The organism is Carboxylicivirga sp. (assembly GCF_982718395.1).
On the sequence record NZ_CEXQWX010000108.1, the window covers coordinates 1 to 20,785 of the forward strand.

General features: G+C 35.4%; 7 protein-coding genes. 4 read left to right on the plus strand and 3 right to left on the minus strand.

Going from position 1 to position 20,785, the window contains the following annotated elements; all coding sequences use genetic code 11:
- Window positions 1–207: 207 nt before the first annotated feature.
- Both AC4MRQ_RS17450 and AC4MRQ_RS17455 read right to left on the minus strand, forming a co-directional pair.
- Window positions 208–7,731, minus strand: a complete 7,524-nt coding sequence (locus AC4MRQ_RS17450; RefSeq protein WP_491198989.1) for a M4 family metallopeptidase — start codon at window positions 7,729–7,731, stop codon at window positions 208–210.
- A gap of 273 nt (window positions 7,732–8,004) precedes the next feature.
- A complete protein-coding gene (locus AC4MRQ_RS17455) occupies window positions 8,005–9,522 on the minus strand; it encodes a T9SS type A sorting domain-containing protein (RefSeq protein WP_491198990.1) in 1,518 nt (505 codons plus the stop codon).
- Window positions 9,523–10,049: 527 nt separating this feature from the next.
- Here AC4MRQ_RS17455 and AC4MRQ_RS17460 point away from each other — a divergent pair.
- The 4 genes from AC4MRQ_RS17460 (at window position 10,050) to AC4MRQ_RS17475 (ending at window position 18,863) form a co-directional block, all read left to right on the plus strand.
- Window positions 10,050–10,811: a T9SS type A sorting domain-containing protein gene (locus tag AC4MRQ_RS17460; RefSeq protein ID WP_491198991.1), complete on the plus strand. Its 762-nt coding sequence runs from the start codon at window positions 10,050–10,052 to the stop codon at window positions 10,809–10,811.
- A gap of 127 nt (window positions 10,812–10,938) precedes the next feature.
- The gene (locus tag AC4MRQ_RS17465) at window positions 10,939–12,279 is read left to right on the plus strand and encodes a glucoamylase family protein (RefSeq protein WP_491198992.1); all 1,341 of its coding nucleotides are present in this window, start codon (window positions 10,939–10,941) and stop codon (window positions 12,277–12,279) included.
- Between the two features lie 41 nt (window positions 12,280–12,320).
- Window positions 12,321–15,119: a sulfatase-like hydrolase/transferase gene (locus tag AC4MRQ_RS17470; protein ID WP_491198993.1), complete on the plus strand. Its 2,799-nt coding sequence runs from the start codon at window positions 12,321–12,323 to the stop codon at window positions 15,117–15,119.
- A gap of 84 nt (window positions 15,120–15,203) precedes the next feature.
- A complete protein-coding gene (locus AC4MRQ_RS17475; RefSeq protein ID WP_491198994.1) occupies window positions 15,204–18,863 on the plus strand; it encodes a sulfatase-like hydrolase/transferase in 3,660 nt (1,219 codons plus the stop codon).
- 387 nt (window positions 18,864–19,250) lie between these two features.
- Here the strand turns inward: AC4MRQ_RS17475 and AC4MRQ_RS17480 are convergent, their stop codons facing one another.
- A complete protein-coding gene (locus tag AC4MRQ_RS17480; RefSeq protein ID WP_491198995.1) occupies window positions 19,251–20,708 on the minus strand; it encodes a sulfatase family protein in 1,458 nt (485 codons plus the stop codon).
- Window positions 20,709–20,785: the final 77 nt, after the last annotated feature.

Sequence of the window (20,785 nt, forward strand, 5' to 3'; positions counted from 1 at the left end):
ATGCTGAAAACAAAACAGAAATGCTACAACGACTTAAGCTGGAGTTATTCTACATGCGTAAATATTCTTTACGTTTAGATTTCAGGATTTTTATTTATACGCTTAAGACTTTAATCAAAGCTGAAGGGAAGTAAGAAAAAGCAGTAATGAAGTGTGTTATCACTGTATAAAAATAAAAGGCGCTTGTAAAAAAGCGCCTTTCTTGTACTATTGCTTAACTATTCTTTTTACGATATGCTCATCGTCAAAATGTATTTGCACCATATAAACTCCTGATGCCAAATCGCTCGTATTAATTTTTATAACTCCGTTATTAAATTCAGTACCCAATTGACGTATGATACCAGTTGAAGAAACAAGTACTACTTTATTAACAGGTTGCTGATCTCTTACTGTAATGCACAATTCGTCACTCACAGGATTTGGGAATACTTCAACTTTAGTTTCCTTATTTTCTGTAAGGCTTGTCGCAATTGATTTAACTCTTATTGTAAATGATTGTGTTGTCAATCCAGAGTTACCATCGTCAGCTTTAACCGTTACAATTGCAGTACCCACTTTATTTGCACTGAATATACATAGGTTTCCTCCTAAAGAATAATTAACAGCATTGATATCATTAGCCAAGGTAATTGAATAGCTCAGTTGATCACCATCTTCATCCTCAAAGTATGAATCAAAATCAATTAAATAATCACTATTATCTGATTGTAATACAAGTTCCTGATTTGATATATTTTGGCTCACATATGGCTTGTGATTTTGTTTTACCAATACCGTAAAATTATCATAAACAGGATCCCAATTGTTATCGGTACATGATATTTCAATATCTGCCACTCCTTCAGCTTGCGGTAATAACATTAATTGTGACCTGTTATTAACAACCGGAAAAACTATGGAATTATCTGAAGAAGTCACGGTATAGTAAAGTCTGTCATTATCAGGGTCTGAAAAAACACTGTCCAGTTCAATAGTCCCATCATACGTAGTATACAGGACTTTATTACCAACTGGTGTTCTTAAGTATGGAGGTAAATTATTAAATACATGTAAGTTAACAATTGTTGTATCGGAAACTTTAACTGGGTCATTAGAATTTACTTCCACTAATGCAGTATAATTACCATCGTCTAAAGTACCCGGATCAACTAATAAGTCAATATTTGATGATTGACCGGCTTCAATCCAACCTGTCTGGTTCTGTGGAATAACCCACCCTGTATTAAGCTGCGCAACATTAAGGTATTCCTCCATTATTGAATACATCGAATCATCATTAATATAGGAGCTGTTATTACCACCGAATAATAAATAATGCAAACGCTTAACTCCGCTTAAATTTTCGATAATATGCGCATCATAATTCGTATTGGTATCAAATGAATGTGAGACTGCACCATTATCTTCTACAATTATCAGATGATTTACAGAAACATCACCTGAATTGTAGACTCGCTTCACAAAACCTTTATAAAGAACTCCATTTATTTCCATTTCAAGTACGCTTCCATCTGCAATTCCCCTTCCATCTGCTCCAAGATTTCCGGACGTATAGAAAGAATTAATATTATCCAAGTCAGCTACCAAGACAAAAAGTCCATCATATTTAGCTGTAAAATAGGAGCCATTATCTCCAAAAGCGCCACCTTTTATTATATTATTATTTGAATAAGGAATACTTGAATATCGTTCAGTATTCAACCAGTTACCTCCATCATACATATCACCACCTCCATCACTTATATAATAACCAGATTCTCCACCATAAAAGTTATACTTGTTTGGTATTACATTCCTAACTCTTGAATTATGAGTGGCTAAACTATCCATCACAACCTCTAAATCATTATTGTCAGCATAATTCTGATCCGGATATGTAATAATAACTTCATAATCAAGTCGGCTTCCACCTGTGGAATTATCTATGGTAATAGTCTCCGTGGCCTTATCCTGAGTTCTAAGGGTTAAATCAATATTTTTAGGTGATAATGACAATACCGGTGGTTCCTGACAATAACCTGATAATACCAATGTATCTCTATCTATCCTTGCATTCGTTTCTATTATTAAAAAAGTCTCATCTGAACCTACTTCATCCGGTGAATACGAAATATCTATTAATGCTGACTCTTTTGGTTCAATAACTAAATTATTCGTATCACATGCAAAGTAATTACCCTCAGTCAGTATGTTATGAATTTCTAAGGTTTCTGTACCAACATTAAAAATGCTAGCTTGTAACACTTTTTCAGCTCCCTTATAAACCAAGTCAAAGTTTAAACTATCACTCATAAATTGACTTCTGGCAATACCGGTAACACTTAATTCTGTATTAACGAAATGTGGAGAATTAACGGGATCATTAGAATCAATCTTCAATTTTGACCTATATGTCCCAGACATTAACCCTTGGGCATTGAATTGTAATTTCATAGCATGAGATTCGTTAACTTCGATACTATCAATCGGATAATGACTCACCCAAAGCCAGGAATTCTTCTGTGCCAACCACCTGAATGAGTTAACTCCGAATTTCCACTGGTGATTATTAGCATACCTCAATGTATTAGAATTCGACACTACAAATCTTCCTTCTCCATATTCAACACATGCTGTAACAATATTTCCTCGAATGTCTTTAATTAATGACTGGGCTTCACCTGAAATACTAAAAGCATAATAAGCCTGAGGTACAATATACTCATCAAGACCATATGTAGTAGGATGTATTGCCAGATCCTTGGTTACTCCAGAAAATGTATAAGTATCAATAAGCCCTATTCCCATTTCATTAATGAAATCAATTAGCTCTGGGTCATAATAACTAATGTCAATAAAAATACTTTTACCATTGTTCATCCAGTTCTTCAAGAACTCAATATGATAATCATAGAAACTCATTTCTCCTGTAATGTATATAATATCAGAGTTTACATTCGCTGTATCCAGATATCCATATTGGGCTGTTGCACCATATTCAATCAGTCTATTCTGGAGATATGAAGAATTGTAACCATCCCACAAGAAAATATCATAACCTGTCAAGTCAACATGACTTGAATCGGCAATAATTCCATTTTCTGTTGAAAAACTTCCAATATAAATGCTGTCAATACTCATGGAGCTTCCACCAATATTTTCTATTAACAGGTCTGTTTCAAATATTTCATCTGAATATAAATGTGTTCTAACCGTATCAACAGTATTTATGATTGGAGGAAAAACAGCATTACCATAAACAGGATATTTGTATTGGGCTGAATCAGGATCTGAACTATAAACTGTAATCGTATCTCTATAAATTTTACTCGCTGAAGGCTGAAATACAACCGGGATAGAAAGGTTTTGATCAGGTTTTATTATAACCGGGTCTTGATCAATAATAAAATCTGGATGAGAGACCATAAAGCTGTCAACCTTTAGTTCCCTTGTCCCCTGATTACGAATTCCTAACAAAATGCTGTCGACGTGATTTACAAATACTTTGTCGAAGGCAGCATCTCCGTAAACCAAAATATCTTCTATACCCGTTACATTCAATTTAATTGGAACAATTGTTTGATCAGCCGCTGCATCATTACTTATAATTTGAATATCTGCATAATATGTTCCCTCTAACAGGCCTTCAGAGTTAACAAAGTAATTAACTCCTCCACTTGACTCAGAGGATAACCATTGTTCTTCTTCTTCAACAGTTATCCAACCTAACTGAGTTAAGCTTCCCCAATTTAATAAGTTAGTAAAGAGCTGCTTATTATTTGGATCATTATATAAATAGTCAGTGAAAATTTCATCACATGCCATAAAAACCTTACCATTTCCAAACTCTTCCACAGCGGCAAACACCTTATGATCAGAGTCCAATATAAGCCCTTTAGCATTACCAGAAGCCGACATGGAGCAAAGCGATGACGAATTGATTTGATAGTTGTTAACCCCTTCAGTTACATAATGGGAAATTACTGATGCTGAACCATAATTTGAATAATTAGGTGATAAAATTAATCCGGTCTCTGACAAAAGAGATGAGAAGGTATTAAGATTGTTATCACCATTTATTATCAACAAACCTCCACCTCGTATCCAATCTTTAAAGGATTCAACATCATTATCTATCCACTGACTTCCATCATCAATAATCAGGACATTTATAGTATCCAATGCTATTTTATAATTGTCCCAATTAATCGAAGACACTTGAGCTCCTTTTGCTTTACATTCTGAAATCAAGGAAGAATAAAACACAACCGGATCATATCCAACAATTCCAATATCTACTCCTGTTAATTCACTCGAAACCTGAAATGATTTTAATGTTGTTGATATTACTTCAGGCGTTTCATCATGACTTAACTGATTAAGTTCTGCGGTGATATAAGCTCTTTCTGTAACTTCTTTAACTAAGGAATTTTGATCAACATTTAACAACTTGCCACTAAACACCAAGCTTCCACCAATTCCATTGTTTATCTGTATATGATTTCTAATAGTATCACCACTTACTAAATTATAAACAATTGTATCAGTCAATAAATTCATGTTTGGTGCCGCATCAACAACTATTGTGTGTTGAGTTGTATCAATCGAAGTGCAATTTTCAACTACTAATGATACCTCATAATCACCTGGGCTTGTATATTCAACTTGTGGATTCTGTTCATTACCATATGTTCCGTTTCCGAAATCCCAATCCCACCTAAAAGGTTCATAATTTGACTGGTCCTCAAATGTAAATAAGTAATTCAGAGGAATAGGTGATGTTGGCAGGACAAAATTGGCCTCAACGTTATTTCCATCTCCAAACTCATCGGATGACCAGGATAGTGCAAATCCATTACTATTAACTGATCCATCTGACTTAAAACGAATTAAAACCTGTTTAGATGTTGTATTAATAAATTGGGCAGTGCTATGACTCCCCCTATATTCGCCAAGTAAAGGATCGGAAGTACTCGCTCCATCATAGATGTATAAAGCATCACAACAAGATTCTGTATAAACCTCATCAATAACTATATTGATAGCCTTTGAACAAGTTGGTTCTATCAAAAAGAGAAAATCCTCGTTTGAAGAGTATGAACCTTTTCTTCCACCTGAATCATAAAGCTTTCCACCTGAATTAGTACTTCCCGGATCAGTACCGATAATGTATTCGTCAACAACTTCAATTGCTTTAGTTAAAGTATCTGAACCATATGAGTTTTCAACTATTAACTGAACATCATGAAATCCTAATTCAGAGAATGAAACTTGTGGATCTTTGACTGTTGAAGCTGAAGGGGTTCCTCCTTCAAAAGACCACGACCAGCTATCTGGAGAATTAATACTATTATCAACTATATCAACTGTTTCGTTGATACTGATATTACCCTTTGAGAAAATAAAATCGGCCTCTGGAGGATTTGTATTGTCAGCAATAAAAATGGTATAATCCTCATACTGCCCATAATAAGTAACTGATGATCCATTTACCAAATTTCTATAATTACCTCTCTCTGTTCCAATTCGTAAACGTAGTGGTTGGTCATTGTTGCTTATCGCAGGAATATATAACTCGGTGGAATGAGACCAGTTATTCCTTGACACCCACAGTAATTCACTATCATCGTCAAAATTACCATCCTGATTACTATCTAGCCAGATATATACATCTTCATCACTACCAGTTAAAATATTGACAGGATACCTTAAACCTTCAGTAACATCTATTCTGTTGATGCATGAAAAATCCTCATAACCAACTGATGCATTTGCTGAATAATGTTGAAATTCGCCAATCTGGAACTTCCAAGGGCCACCATTACCTCCGTAAATAGATTCAGGAGTACTATTAGGATCAACAGGTTTTAAATTATTTGCAACCGTTATATAATCATCAAAGATAACAGTATCTATTCCACTACATCCAACATGTCCTGTAGCAATCAATCCTACGGAATATGTTCCAGCACTATCAAATCTATAATTTAGTATTGTATCATTACTAACTATAGAACCGTTTATTAGCCATTCAAATGAGCTCGCATTCTGACTATAATTATCAAAACTGATATTAACCGGAACCTCGCATGAATATCTCTGTAGAGCTCTAAAACCAGCCTGTACACTATTATCAAACGGCTCACCAACACCAACAGCATACCAGGCATTTGTTACTTCTGTTACTTCCGGCGAGCATTCGCCATATAAATCTATAGCAGACCTGATTGAATAAAACCTGGCAGCTGCATAATCACTATATGGTGTTAAGTATACAGTCAAGGTACGATATGCAATTGCCTCAGCAGATGACATACCTATTGAATTAACTCTATAAGCATTACCTAAATCATTAACCCCATCACCACCTTCACACAATAAATAAAACCAATAATTTTGTACAGATGAATTTGTGTGTACACCACCATTATCACCGCTTCCGAAATACCAATAATTCCCTTTGTACGTGTCAGGATCTCCTAAACTATTTGGGTTTTGCATATTTCTAATAGGGTCTCCATTAAGAACAACTTGTTCGCCAATAATAAAATTGGCCGTTGAAGGAGAAGCATAATAATCAACTGCCACTCCAAAAATATCACTAAATGATTCATTAAGAGCACCGGATTCGTCCCTATACATTAGTCCGGCAGTGTGAGTCGTTAAACCGTGAGTTATTTCATGAGCAACAACATCCACAGTAACAAAAGCTCCATAGTTGATATCATCACCATCTCCGTACGTCATGCTCTCACCATTCCAAAATGCGTTGGCATATTTATATCCATAATGAACATAGCTAACCAACTCGAATCCATTATCATCTATCGAATTACGACCGAATTTATTATAGTAATAATCGTATGTTTTTTCAGATCCATAATGGGCATCGTATGCCACATCATCATTGGGATTATCCCAAACATTATCACTATCGGTGAATAATTCAGCATTTGAATAATCATGGGAGGTATTAAGATTATAGGTTGATATTCCTAATCCACGATTTGATTCACTTAAAGTATAGCCATCACCAGTATCGTTAGTAGTAATTGAAACAGTGCCACTATATTTTGTAGTCGCTGTTCCTACAACATCTGTATCATTTATTCGTGAAATCCGATCAACTACTTTTCCATCTTCTGCACTTACATAAACATATTCCCTTTGTAAAGGAATGAGCGAATAAACATCGACCTTATAGCAAAGTTGAAGCTTACCATCCAAAGACAGGTAAATTAATTCTGCTTCTGGATATAGAGTCTTGTTGTCTGACCAGACAAACTTCTTCGAATCAAAACAATCAATTGCAATTTCTACAGCTTCACGTTTATCTATATAATTTCGAACAGGTCCAAAATCTCCTTTTATAGTTTTACCATTCGCACTATATAATTGACCATTTTTAAAGTGCGATGTAAAATACATTCCTTCAATAGGAATATCATTATAATATAACTGATTTTTTACATGCTTATCATGTCTGGAATCTTTATACTCTTTAAATTCCTTTAATCTATAACCATTCTCTAATTGAAGTGCCTTCGATACGACATCAATATGATTTTCACCTGATTTAATAAAGCTTTGTTCAAATGAAATATACTCGAGTAAACCGTTATCTGGGTTTATTTTGATAAAACTACTTCCATCAATAATGGAGTCGGCCTCCTTTCCTGAAAACTCTTGTGAAAAAACTGATATACAAAACAATAAAAATATGCTTAGAAAAGCTAATCTCATTTTCATATGACGTGGTGATTATGTATTAGAACTAGTCATAAAAATAGGCTTTTGTAACTAAAATTAATAACCTCGTTACAAAAGCTTCAAACAATTACACTTTCTAAAACACTATAAATCAACGAATATTAATTTATGAAATAAATAAGAATCATTTTAAATAATAACATAAACCATCAGTTCAATAGAATTAATCGAAGATTTTCATTCGTTTGTCAAATCATTCAATGCTTATGTTTAGTTAATTTTCAGGTCATATTTATTTCATAGCAATATGAGTTACCACGATGTATTGACTAGTAATTTTTCGACCCGATGATGTTTTTCGTCGGCAACTTTTATAAGATAAACTGGCTCATAATAGCTATTTAAATCAAGTTCTGTTTGCCCTTCCTGAGATTTAAAGGAATCAATCAATGTACCACTTAAGGTATATACATATATGCTCGGATTAAAAAAGCCATTGTGTTTAACTATACACTTTCCACCTATAGCAGGGTTAGGTAAAATCCTGACACTAATGTCATTTGTCAAGTTAGCTCCTTCAACTGAAGTAGCATAATCGAGCCTGTTGTAAGTTGTAAAGAAATCATTACCTAAGTATTCAGGTAAACAGGCCAAACCATATAGCATTGTTGAAAAATCTATACCTTGTACAGAATTAGGAGTCCAACTAGTATTACTCAGACTGTATCTCCATAAAATCTGACTTGAACTATTGTCTGGCAAATCATATACCCCTTTTGAGTTATTTATAAGATCAAGTAAATCATCTTCGGCAGATGCTTGTATAGGCAAATATCCTGCAATAATATGAGGAGAAACGGTCCAGTTAGGATTATTATTGATCTTATTAGCCGTGTAACCATCAACATCTATACCGGCACCGCAGCCCCATTCATAATCTTCACCTGTACTATTCTGCCAATATGCTTTCTCTGCGAGAACAGAGTTTGTGAAGAATTGCATATAATCGTTAGAGTCAGAAAAATATGAGATGTAATAGTAGTTAAATAAATGTATAAATGATGATAAAAAGCGCTTTTCTCCGTGATCATCGGTCAAGACCTGTATACCTGAATAAGTACTCTTAGGTAAATTAGCCGGGTTTTGGTACCAGTTGTTCCAAAGCTGCTGTGCTTGCGTCGTATTATTTTTAAAATCATTCTTAGCTAACCAGGCCACTAACATATATTCATTATATGGAAGCGTTTTGTTTGTACCTCCAGAACCATCAGCATTCATAGTCAAATATATTTTCCCGGAAACAGGATCATTAATTGCAGCTGTAAAATCAATGGAATCCCATAGTTCATCAACTAAAACTGATATAGTTGAATTATTGCTAAAGTAATTCTTACAAAAGATAGCGCCGATCATTAATATATCTGTATCAATAGTACTATATTCAGAACTCCAGGCTTGTTCGCCGGTATTCATATCAATAAAATGACGAAAATAACCATTACTGGTTCTGTCAGGAGCAAATCCTGGAGTATGGCCATTTACACTTTTTAATGTAACAATTGCTTTTTCTGCTGCTTCTGAATCCCACCCCATCGCATCTGCAATGCAAAGAGACACTAAACCTACTCCTACATTGGCAACTGATGCTGGATGATAGTCATTATTATTCTTTAATAATTTTGAATCACGATACATGCCTTTTTCATTTCGCATAAGTTCAAAGACATGGTAACTATCCTCAAAGAGTTTTGTAATTACTGGATTTTCAGTTTGGGCCTTTAATCCAGATACGGCTATACATATAACTGTAATAAGAATTGATTTTTTCATTTCAGGTAGTAATTTTAATATCATGAATTTAGATTTTCTGTTATAAACTGTCTGTTTAATTATACTATTGACTTCTTTTTAAGTAAACGATCTGTCTTGGTTAATAAGCGGGTAAAAATAAGAGGATGATGTCAGTGATTCTATTTTATAACCTATATATGGACTTAACGACTATTGATTTCATTAGTACAAGACAGGTATTATAATTATATGGCACCATCAATTAAGGTATAAACCTACTCAGTTTAATTTCACATGCCCGAAAGAATTGATATTACAGCCGTTTGGTCAATATTGCATTCTTATTCCTGATCGCCATTTCTTAAATCAGAGAGTATCTCATCTAAATTTATCAAGCAGTATAGTTATTCATATAACACTAAAAATCTAGACAATAGACTTTTTTGTATAGGTACCATTGAGGCGATTATGTTAATGTATAATTCATGTATTGGTAGTTTATTCTTTCAAGAGGCGGGTACGTTGCTATGTTTACAATCGTTAATTAACCTAAAAATTTCATGTTTATGAAAAAGTTTACTTTATTATTTGTTGCCATTTTAGGCCTTTGTTTAGTTAATGCCCAAAGTGTAATTGATTTTGAAACTGCAAGTGGTATTGTTTGGAAAGATTTAGCAAATCCAAACGGGGCACCTGTTGAAGTTGATAATCCTGTACCCGGCGGTATCAATACATCATCAAAAGTTCTGAAATTTAACCTTGCGCAAGATGCGGTTAAATTTGCAGGGACATGGGCAGATGTGGACATGTTTACAGTAACTGGTTCAAACCTAATACGAATGAAGGTTTACAAACCTGTTATTAGTGCTAATGCCTTTAAACTTGAACCTGGTAATAGAGGTACTGGTAGTGCTATAGAAATAGGTGGTGTTTCCAATACCAAAACTAATGAATGGGAAACGCTGGAATTTAATTATTCAGATTATACTGGACAAACCTATTCAAGAATAGCTATTATGCCGGAATGGACTGAGAATCGCACCGGAGATGTAACTTGTTATGTTGATGATATTGAGTTCTTCCCAGAAGCGACATCAATCTTTGAAAAGCAATTAGATAACAGTAAAGTTTATGTTTCCAACGATAAAGTAATCTACAAATCATCAGCCAACCTTACAGAAGTTAGTATTGTAAGCATTAGTGGAAGCGTTGTTATGAAAGAAACCCAAATAGATGGTGAAATCAACATCTCGCAATTACCGAATGGCATTTACCTGGTGGTTCTAAAAGCGGGTAATGAGTATAATGCATTTAAGATATTGAAGTAATCTGATCCTGAAAATAATCCTGCTCATCCTGATTAAGAGTAGCAGGGTTATTTAACTACCATTTAAGGAATAATATTGCTAATTAACCCCTACCCACTTAATTAAATTAGTAATCAATCCAGTTTTTATGAAATTTAAATACCTGATCTCAATTATATTATTAATTGAATCATTGCTAATTACTTCGTGCTCACAGTATGATACTGGTGATAAACAAGGAGTACCAGCCAAAATCTCCTTTAAACATTTATCTGCAGCTGATCAGCAATTACTGGATGAGATTCAAAAAAGGGCTTTTAACTTTTTTTGGGAGGGCTACCACCCGGAAACGGGTTTAATTGGCAATGGGACAAATCCCCAGCAAAACAAGACAAGCATTGCTACAGTTGGATTTGGCTTATCTGCCTATTGTGTTGGTGAGAAACATGGATGGGCTGCGCGAGAAGAAGTTTATGCAAGGGTACTGAATATTCTAAATAGTTTTTACAAAGACCCTAACGATACATTTGACTTTTGCGTTGAAGGTAAAAACGGATTGTTTTACCATTTTGTAAATACCAAAACAGGCAAGAGGCATGGCAAATGTGAAGTCTCTACAATCGATTCAGCCATTCTGATGGCTGGGATTCTTCATGTAATGACACACTTTAAAGATACTGAGATTGAGAAATTAGCTTATAAAATTTACTGTAATGCTCAATGGGATTGGTATACCTTGGAGAATGGAGCAATATCTGGAGGATGGAAACCAGAGGTGGGAATTCAGGGAGAATATAAAGGCTATAATGAATACAGCCTTGTCTATTTATTAGCAATGGCTTCGCCAACTCACCCAATGCCAGCAAATAGCTGGAATACTTATTCAAGTGGATTTGGCTATCAATGGATGAAATCTTACGATCACATAGGAAAGTTCCTTACCCCACAGGGGTTATTTCAACCTTTAGCTTATCTTTACCAATTTCCATCTTGCTGGATAGATTTTAGAAATAAGAAAGATAAATATGTCGATCATTGGGAAGTTGCAACAAATGCCCTTTTAGCCAACAGGCAATATTGTATAAACTGGGCAAGTGAGTTTGGATATGATGCTGAGCTATGGGGATGGACAGCCTGTACAGGTAAAGAAGACTATAGGGGTTTTATGCACCCGTTTAATGGCACTATAGCACCTTCCGCAGTTGTAGCATCACTACCGTTTATTCCGGTAGAGTCAATGACGTCGATTAGATATATGTATGATAATTATAAGGATAAAATCTGGGGTAAATATGGATTTGTTGATGCTTTTAATCCATCACAAAACTGGTATGATGACCGTTTCCTTGGAATAGACCAAGGAAACATCGTGTTAATGATCGAGAATTATAGATCAGGTTTTATTTGGGAAGAATGTATGAGTAACCCTGTGATTCAGGAGGGGCTACGGAAGGCTTGTATTGAAGAATATAAGAATGAAACCCGATGAATTAGAATAAAGTGAAAATTGTTAACTAAATATATATGAAAATGAAATCAAAAATTATTAAGCAATTAAGCTTGGTTTTTACATTGCTGTGTATAAGCGTAAGTTTATTCGCACAGAAACCTAACATTGTCGTAATTTTAGCTGACGACTTAGGAAATGCAGATGTTGGATATAACGGCCATCAATCCGAAGTTCCAACACCAAACATTGATGCACTTGTTGCAGATGGAGCAAAGTTTACAGCAGGGTATGTAACAGCGCCAGTTTGTGGACCATCTCGTGCTGGTTTACTTACAGGAAAATACCAACAAAGTTTTGGTTTTGAAGATAATCCCGGACCTTTTAGAGCAGCTCCAGATGTAATTGCAGGAATTCCATTGTCTGTGAAAATGATAGGGGAATACTTTAAACCATTGGGCTATAACACGGCATGTTTTGGTAAATGGCACGTAGGTGGTGAAGAAAGTGACGATATGTTACCAGCTAATCGTGGGTTTGATGAGTTCTATGGATTTTTAGGAGGCGCGGCCAACTATTTACCAGAAGATAACGATGATGAGAAAATGTTACGTGGCAATGCAATTGCAGAACATCAAGATGGGTATCTGACTGATATAATTGCTGATGAAGCCAATGATTTCATTACCAGGAATCAGAGCACTCCATTTATGATGTATATTGCCTTTAATGCCGTTCATGGGCCATTACAAGCTCCGGATGACTTATTGGAGTTATATAGTCATATTGAACCAGAAGGAAGACGAAAGCTATGTGCTATGCAACATTCAATGGATGTTAACATCGGAAAAGTACTGGCTAAATTAAGTGATCTTGATTTAGAAGATAATACCCTTATATTCTTCTTGAGTGATAACGGTGGAATTCCAGGTGGTAATTACTCGTATAACACTCCATATAAAGGTGAGAAGGGCCAGGTTTATGAAGGCGGAATCCGTTTGCCATTTGCCATTAAATGGCCAGGAAATATTACGGCAGGAAGCTCATATGATAAACCTGTTAATTCATTGGATATTTTACCTACAGCCTTAGCAGCGGCAGGTGAAGACTTGACTAATTATCCTGATTTACATGGTGTTGATCTAACCCCATATGTTACTGGAGCAAATACTGCAGATCCTCACGATTACCTATTCTGGAAACTGAATTCAACTAAGTGGGCTGTACGCAATGCTGACTACAAACTTGTTGACAACGGTGATACTGATAATCCTATGTTATTTAACATTTCTAGTGATATAGGTTCGGAGAATGACTTATACTCTTCAATGCCGGATAAAGTAGCTGAACTAAAAGCTAAATACGATGAGTGGGAAGCAACACTAATGCCAGCACAATGGGGATGGCAAACAAGTGTTGGCGAATACGTAAAACACCATGATGAAGATTTTGAAAAAGTGGTAAAAACACAATTCAATCAATTGGGAGGTGGTGTATCTGAGTTTGTTGAAAACCCCAATAAATCAGGCATCAATACAAGCAATACTGTTTTAAAAATTACATTGGCAGACCAAGCTCAGGATTGGTCTGGCGGATGGGCATCTGCTCACCGTTTTCAAAAGAAATACCGTTATGTACATGTAAAAGTATTAAAAGAGAGAACAACTCCTGTACGTTTTAAGGTTGAAGGTGATGGGGGAGCTAATTATACTGCTATGAATATTAATGATTATTCAAATGTAGGAGAGTGGCAGGATTTGGTTTTTGATGTCGACTTTTATGCGGCAGTTACAAAATTTAATATTCAGCCGGATTATATAACAGACGGTTCCGCAACAGTTGTATATATTGATGATATTTGGTATAGTGATGACCCAACACCGCGAGGGGCTGCATTTGGTGAAATCAAACCAATAGGGTTGACAGCTACTGACATTACTTCTTCATCTGCAACAATATCATGGGATGCTATTGGTGAAGCTGTTTCATACCAGGTTTATAAAGATGGTAATCTATTAGAAGAGGTTACTACCAATTCAATTAGTTTATCCAATCTTCAAAGCGATGGAATTTACAATATTCACATTGTTGGTGTTAACAACATGAGCGAGCAAACCATGGAAAGTGATCCGTTTACACTGATGATGCCAGATTATGCTTATGTGATCTGCGATTTTGATACAAAAAGTGAGACCTTTGAAATACTTGGTAGTACTGTTATTTCTGTGACAGCTAATCCTGATAAAAGCGGAATTAACACCAGTGATAATGTATTAAAGATCGAAAGGTTGGCTGGCAATACAACAAACTGGGCAGGAACATGGAGTGATGTCGAAAATTTTGAGCCTCAACTACGGTACATCCATATGATGGTTTATAAAGAAAAGATTTCAACAGTTAGGTTCAAGTTGGAAGGCAGTTCCAACATGGTTAAAGAAAGTAGCAATACTCAAACTTTAACAGGTGAATGGGAAGATATGGTTTTTGATTTTGAATCATTTTCATCTACTGTCAATAAAGTAAATATACAGCCAGATTTTGTTACAACAGGTGATGCCCATGTTATTTATATCGATGATATAATTATGAGTAATGATCCGGAACCAAGAACTGAAACCTCAACAAGTATTAGTGAAACAGATTTAAAGGGTAAAACTTTAAAAGTGTATCCTGTGCCTGTTGATGATGTTTTATATATTAAAGACTCTAAATACATTGAAGGAAATGTCTCTGTCTTGGATAATGCCGGAAGAGCGGTTATTCAGGTAGATAAACAAGATGCTATAACAGGTATTAATGTACAGTCATTAACAAATGGTATGTATTTTATCTCATGTCAGTATAAGGGAGATGTACAAACTGTCAAGATTACAAAGTATTAAATCCTATCCCCTTTCAGTTACAGTGTATTGAAATTACTACCCCATTGAGTTTACTCTGACTCAATGGGACTTAATAAATCCTATATGAAAAAATATTATTTAATTTTTAGTCTCTTAATCCTATTATTTGCCTCAGGCAACTGGAATAAGATAAGGGGTTCCGAACCACCAACAAATTTTATTATTGTACTTGTTGATGATTTAGGCTATGGTGATGTCGGATACCATGGAGCAACTGATATGGTAACTCCAAATATCGACAAATTAGCATCCGAAGGAATGTATTTTACTGAAGGATATGTAACCAGCTCTGTTTGCGGACCTTCAAGATGTGGGTTAATAAGTGGACGCTACCAAGACCGTTTAGGTATCAGTGGAAACTTCACAGCCACATCTCCCAATGGTTTTCCGGTAGATCAGGTTATGGTTCAGGATATCTTAAAAGAAAACGGGTATACCACAGGTGCCATTGGAAAATGGCATTTTGGACAGGAAGAACAATTTAAGCCCTGGAATAGAAACTTTGATTTTTTCTATGGTTTTTTAGCCGGAGGTCATAGCTATTACGAAGCAGAAATGGATTATAGTAGTCCACAAAAAGATGTATGGCCCATTCACCGCAACAGTGATATTGTAGACTATGAGAACGGAAATTACCTGACTGATGAGTTTAACAAAGAAGCCCTTGGTTTTATTGACAGCAATCATGATAAACCATTTTTCCTGTACCTGGCATATAATGCGGTCCATTATCCTTGGGATGCTCCAGATAGTTACTTAGAGCGTGTTGACGAGCACCATAATTACGATACGGAGTATAGGCGAATTCTTGCCGGTATGCTCCTTGCTGTTGATGATGGTGTAGGTGCAATAATGCAAAAACTGGAAGACTATGGTATTGATGAAAATACTGCAATTATCTTCTTATCAGATAATGGATCACCCGACAATATTGATGGATCAGATCAGAAATATGTAATGTCTAGCACTATGGGATTACGAGGCTATAAAGGCGATACTTATGAAGGAGGGATTAAGGTGCCTTTTGCAATTAAATGGCCTGGTGTAGTACCAGCAGGTGAAAAGTATGAAAAACCGGTTATTTCTCTTGATATTGTACCAACCATAACAAGATTTCTAGGGATTGATGATCCTGAAACTGGTTATGATGGCGTAAACCTTATTCCATACTTAACGGGTGAGAATTTAGAGAACCCGCATGACTACATGTATTTCAGGTATATGGATGATTATGCCTACCGTTTGGGCGACTGGAAAATAACATGGAACGATCAGGAAAAGAATGAATTTATTACGGATGATAAACTTGAATTATCTTCAATTGAGACCAAACTGTTCAATGTAAAATATGATCCTTACGAAAAAACGGACTTAAAAGATCAGCAACCGGAGAAGGAGGCTGAACTTCAGAAGCTTTTTGATGATATGGATTCAAAAATGCCCGACAAAGGTCTATTCCCTGTCCCATATAACCGTAAGCAATATCTTGGAGATGAACACATAATTGAAGCTTTTGAAGATGCCCCGGTTAAAAGTGAGATTAATAAACTTGGTTCAAATGTCGAGGTCAATGTTGTTGACAATCCATTAAAGAGTGGCATTAATACTTCTGATAAGGTATTGGAAGTCCATATTCTTGCAGAAAACACTAACAATTGGGCAGGAACCTGGTTTGATGTTGCCGATTTTTCAAGGCAACACAACTATGTACACATGAAGGTATTGAAAACACGAATTTCTCCATTACGCTTTAAAATTGAGGAAAATGGCAATACGCATACAGTATTAAGTACAAAAGATCAGACACTTGTTGATGAATGGGAAGATATGGTATTTGATTTCTCAGATTCCGATATTTCTCAAATTCAAAAGGTAAATATTCAGCCAGATTATACCACTGATTATGGTGAATATTGGATTTATATAGATGATATAGTGATTAATAATAATCCTAACCCAACAGGTACAACTGAGTTCTCTGAGTTAGTTGCTTATGGATTAGAGGTAACTAACAAGACTGATACGGAGCTTACTCTTGAATGGGGTGCACTGGAAGGAGCAGTTGCTTATGATGTATATGTTAATGATGAGCTTTCAACAACAACAGCTGATACACATACAGTGCTGAACAGTTTACTGGTTGACGAGATGTACACCATCTATATTGTCGCCAGAAATGCTGCAGACGAATCATCACAGCCGAGCTCCAAACTAACCTCTTACATGCCTGAATACAAGCATATTTTTGAGGATTTTGAGCAAGAAACAACATCTTTCGAAAGCTTCTCCGGGTCTGTTGTTTCGGTAGTTGATAATCCATTAAAGGATGGCATCAATATTAGTGATGAAGTAATGAAGGTAGATTTTCCAGCTGACGATTCAAGAAAAGATTGGGCTGGAATAACAGCACCCAATGGTGAACTTAACGCATTTTCAGGTAACCTGAGGTATTTACACGTCAAGCTATTAAAGACAGTCACTTCAACTGTTATGTGTAAAGCAATAGGTTCAGGAGAAGGTGTTGGAACATCAATTACTTCAACAATACCACAGTCTCTTACCGGGGTGTGGGAAGATTTTGTATTTGATATTACTGGTGGTGATAAATCAATAAGCTCCCTCCAACTTCAATTAGATAGAACATCTGACAGAATAGCTCACACTGTTTACGTGGATGACATTTATCTAAGTAATGATCCCTCACCAGCAGGATTAAGCAAATTTCCAACAACTTTTCCCTATGGTTTAAGCGTAGTTGAAAAGACTGAAACAGAAATAACACTTGAATGGGGTGAATTAGAAGATGCAATTTTATATGATATATATGTCAATGGTGAACTTACCGCAACTACAGCGGTAACAGGAGTGGTTCTAAGTAATCTAGAGAACGACAAAGAATATATCATCTACATTGTAGCAAAAAACAGCGAGGATGAATATTCTCAAAACAGCAGCGAAATAACCGTTAACATGCCTGGCTATAGCCACGTTATATGTGATTTCGATACTAAATCTTTAAACTTTAATGTGTTAGGTAACACAGTACTTACTGTAACTGAAAATCCTGATAAAAGCGGAATAAATACCAGCAATAACGTCCTTAAAATCGAACGATTGGAAGGTAATACAACAGATTGGGCAGGTACCTGGGCTGAGGTTGAACAGTTCAATTACGATTATGATTATGTACATATGTTGGTGTATAAAGAAAAAGTTTCAACGGTAAGGTTTAAATCAGAAGGTGGTACTACAGAAACAAAAGTAAGTATGAACACCCAAACCAAAACAGGAGAATGGGAAGATATGGTCTTTGATTTTAGAACCTTTAATCGATTTGACATCATGGCCAACAGAATTAATATTCAACCTGATTTCACAACATCAGGTGAAGCCCATATCTTTTACATTGATGATATAATCATGAGTAATGATCCTGAACCAAGAACTGTTTCAATCAGTACTGATATGGATGAGAAGGATGCACATACAACCAATAACTTACAAGTATATCCTGTTCCTGCAAAGCTATCAGTATACATTAAAAATCCACAAAAAGTTGAGAGTGATGTAATAATCATTGATTATATGGGCAAACCACTGATCAATGCGGATAAGGAATCACTTATTGATGGTATAAACGTTAGCACATTATCAAGTGGTATTTATTTTCTGTCTTGCCTATATAATGGAGTTCAGGAAACAACTAAGATTATCATTGAATAATCAACATATTTCAACGCCGGATTCAATATCGATCCATGCTTAATGAAGCATTGAGATTGATCAAAATTAAAGAGGTCATCAAATTTAAATTTTGATGACCTCTTTTTTCAGCTTAATAATTATAGACATGATCGTCCAACCTATGTTATAATTTATGAAATTTCTTTACCTGCAGGATACCACATTACACATAAACTTCATCAAATATAACCACCATACAGCCCAAGCCTATTGGGCAGTATACTCCAAACTGTTTGGGTAGTACAGTCCAAACTATTTGAATGAGTAAGCCCAAGAACCCTGGATAGGGAAGTCCAAGCTTCTTGGGCAAAAAATGGACATCATTTTCTTGTAACTCTTAATAATTAAAGTATATCTCCTTAATGATTACTGATTTTGTATTCTATTAAAAGGAACGCTAAATAAGCCTGCATCCGGCATTTTTGAATCCATCTCATTAAAGGACTCCAATAATTCGCTTGCCTTTTCAGGATATAAATTTGTCAAGTCATGTCTTTCAAAAGGATCATTTTTAATGTTGAATAACTTAGGTTTGATTTTTGTTTTATCCAATACTTTATCCTTTGTCATATATTTTACAATTTCCTGATCGTTCCATGTAAGTTTCCAATCCCCTTTGCGGTATGCATAGTCATCCATGTAACGGAAGTAAAGAAAATCGTGAGGGACTCCCTGCGCTTCGTTATTTAAATATGGAATTAAGTTTACACCATCGTAACCAGATTCCGGTTTGTCGATTCCAAGAAATTCGGTAATAGTTGGTGCAATATCAATTGAGATAACAGGTTCATTATATCTTTCACCTGCAGGAACAACTCCCGGCCATTTTATAAAAAACGGAACACGAAGACCTCCCTCATAGGTATCGCCTTTATAGCCTCTTAGTCCCATCTTTTTAGACATGGTAAGATCACCTGTACTAATTGATCTTTCGTGCGAAACAGTTGCAGGTGAACCATTATCTGAAAGAAAGATAATAGCTGTATTATCATCTATATTATACTCCTTTAGTTTTTCTACAATTGCCCCTACTCCATCGTCAATTGCCAATGTCATACCAGCCAATAACCGGCGGTACTCGTGATCATGTTTATAGTTAGCATCGATTCGATTTAAATAAGAATCAGGCACTTGCCATGGATAATGAACTGCATTATACGCTAAATATAAAAAGAATGGTTTATCATGATTTTTTTCTATAAAACCAACCGCTTCTTCATTAAATTTATCTGTTAAATAATCCCCTTTTTTGTATTTAACTATTCCCTCATTTCTATGTATTGGCCAGAAATCCTTTTGAGGAATAGCATATGTTGTATCTGCAAAGTAGTAATCATGTCCTCCAGCCATAAAACCATAGAAGAAATCAAAATTCCTGTTCCATGGTTTAAATTCTTCTTTTGCATGTCCAAAATGCCACTTTCCAACTACACCGGTTGTATAACCAGCTTCTTTCATTAAATCCTGCAGCATTGGTTGGTCCGTTGGAAAGCCTTTTTTTGAACTTGCTCCAAAATTCCCGTTTATTCCAAATTTATTCTGATACCTACCTGACATTAAGCCTGCCCTGGATGGACCACAAACTGAGCAGCTCACATATCCTTCAGTAAAATAAGTTCCTTCGGATGCCAGTTTATCTATATTCGGAGTCATCATATCTACAGCTCCATGATATCCAACATCTCCATATCCCATGTCATCAACCAGGATAATAATGAAATTGGTTGATTCATTGTCTGCACTACTAGTAATAGTATTGGGATTTTTACAACTATTACTTATTAGTAACAATAAAAGGGCCGCAAATATCAATATTTTATTCATCTTATATTTTTAAGGGTAAAATATAAGACATTAAGATACTAACTGTATCTTAATGTCTATTAAATGATCAATTATTA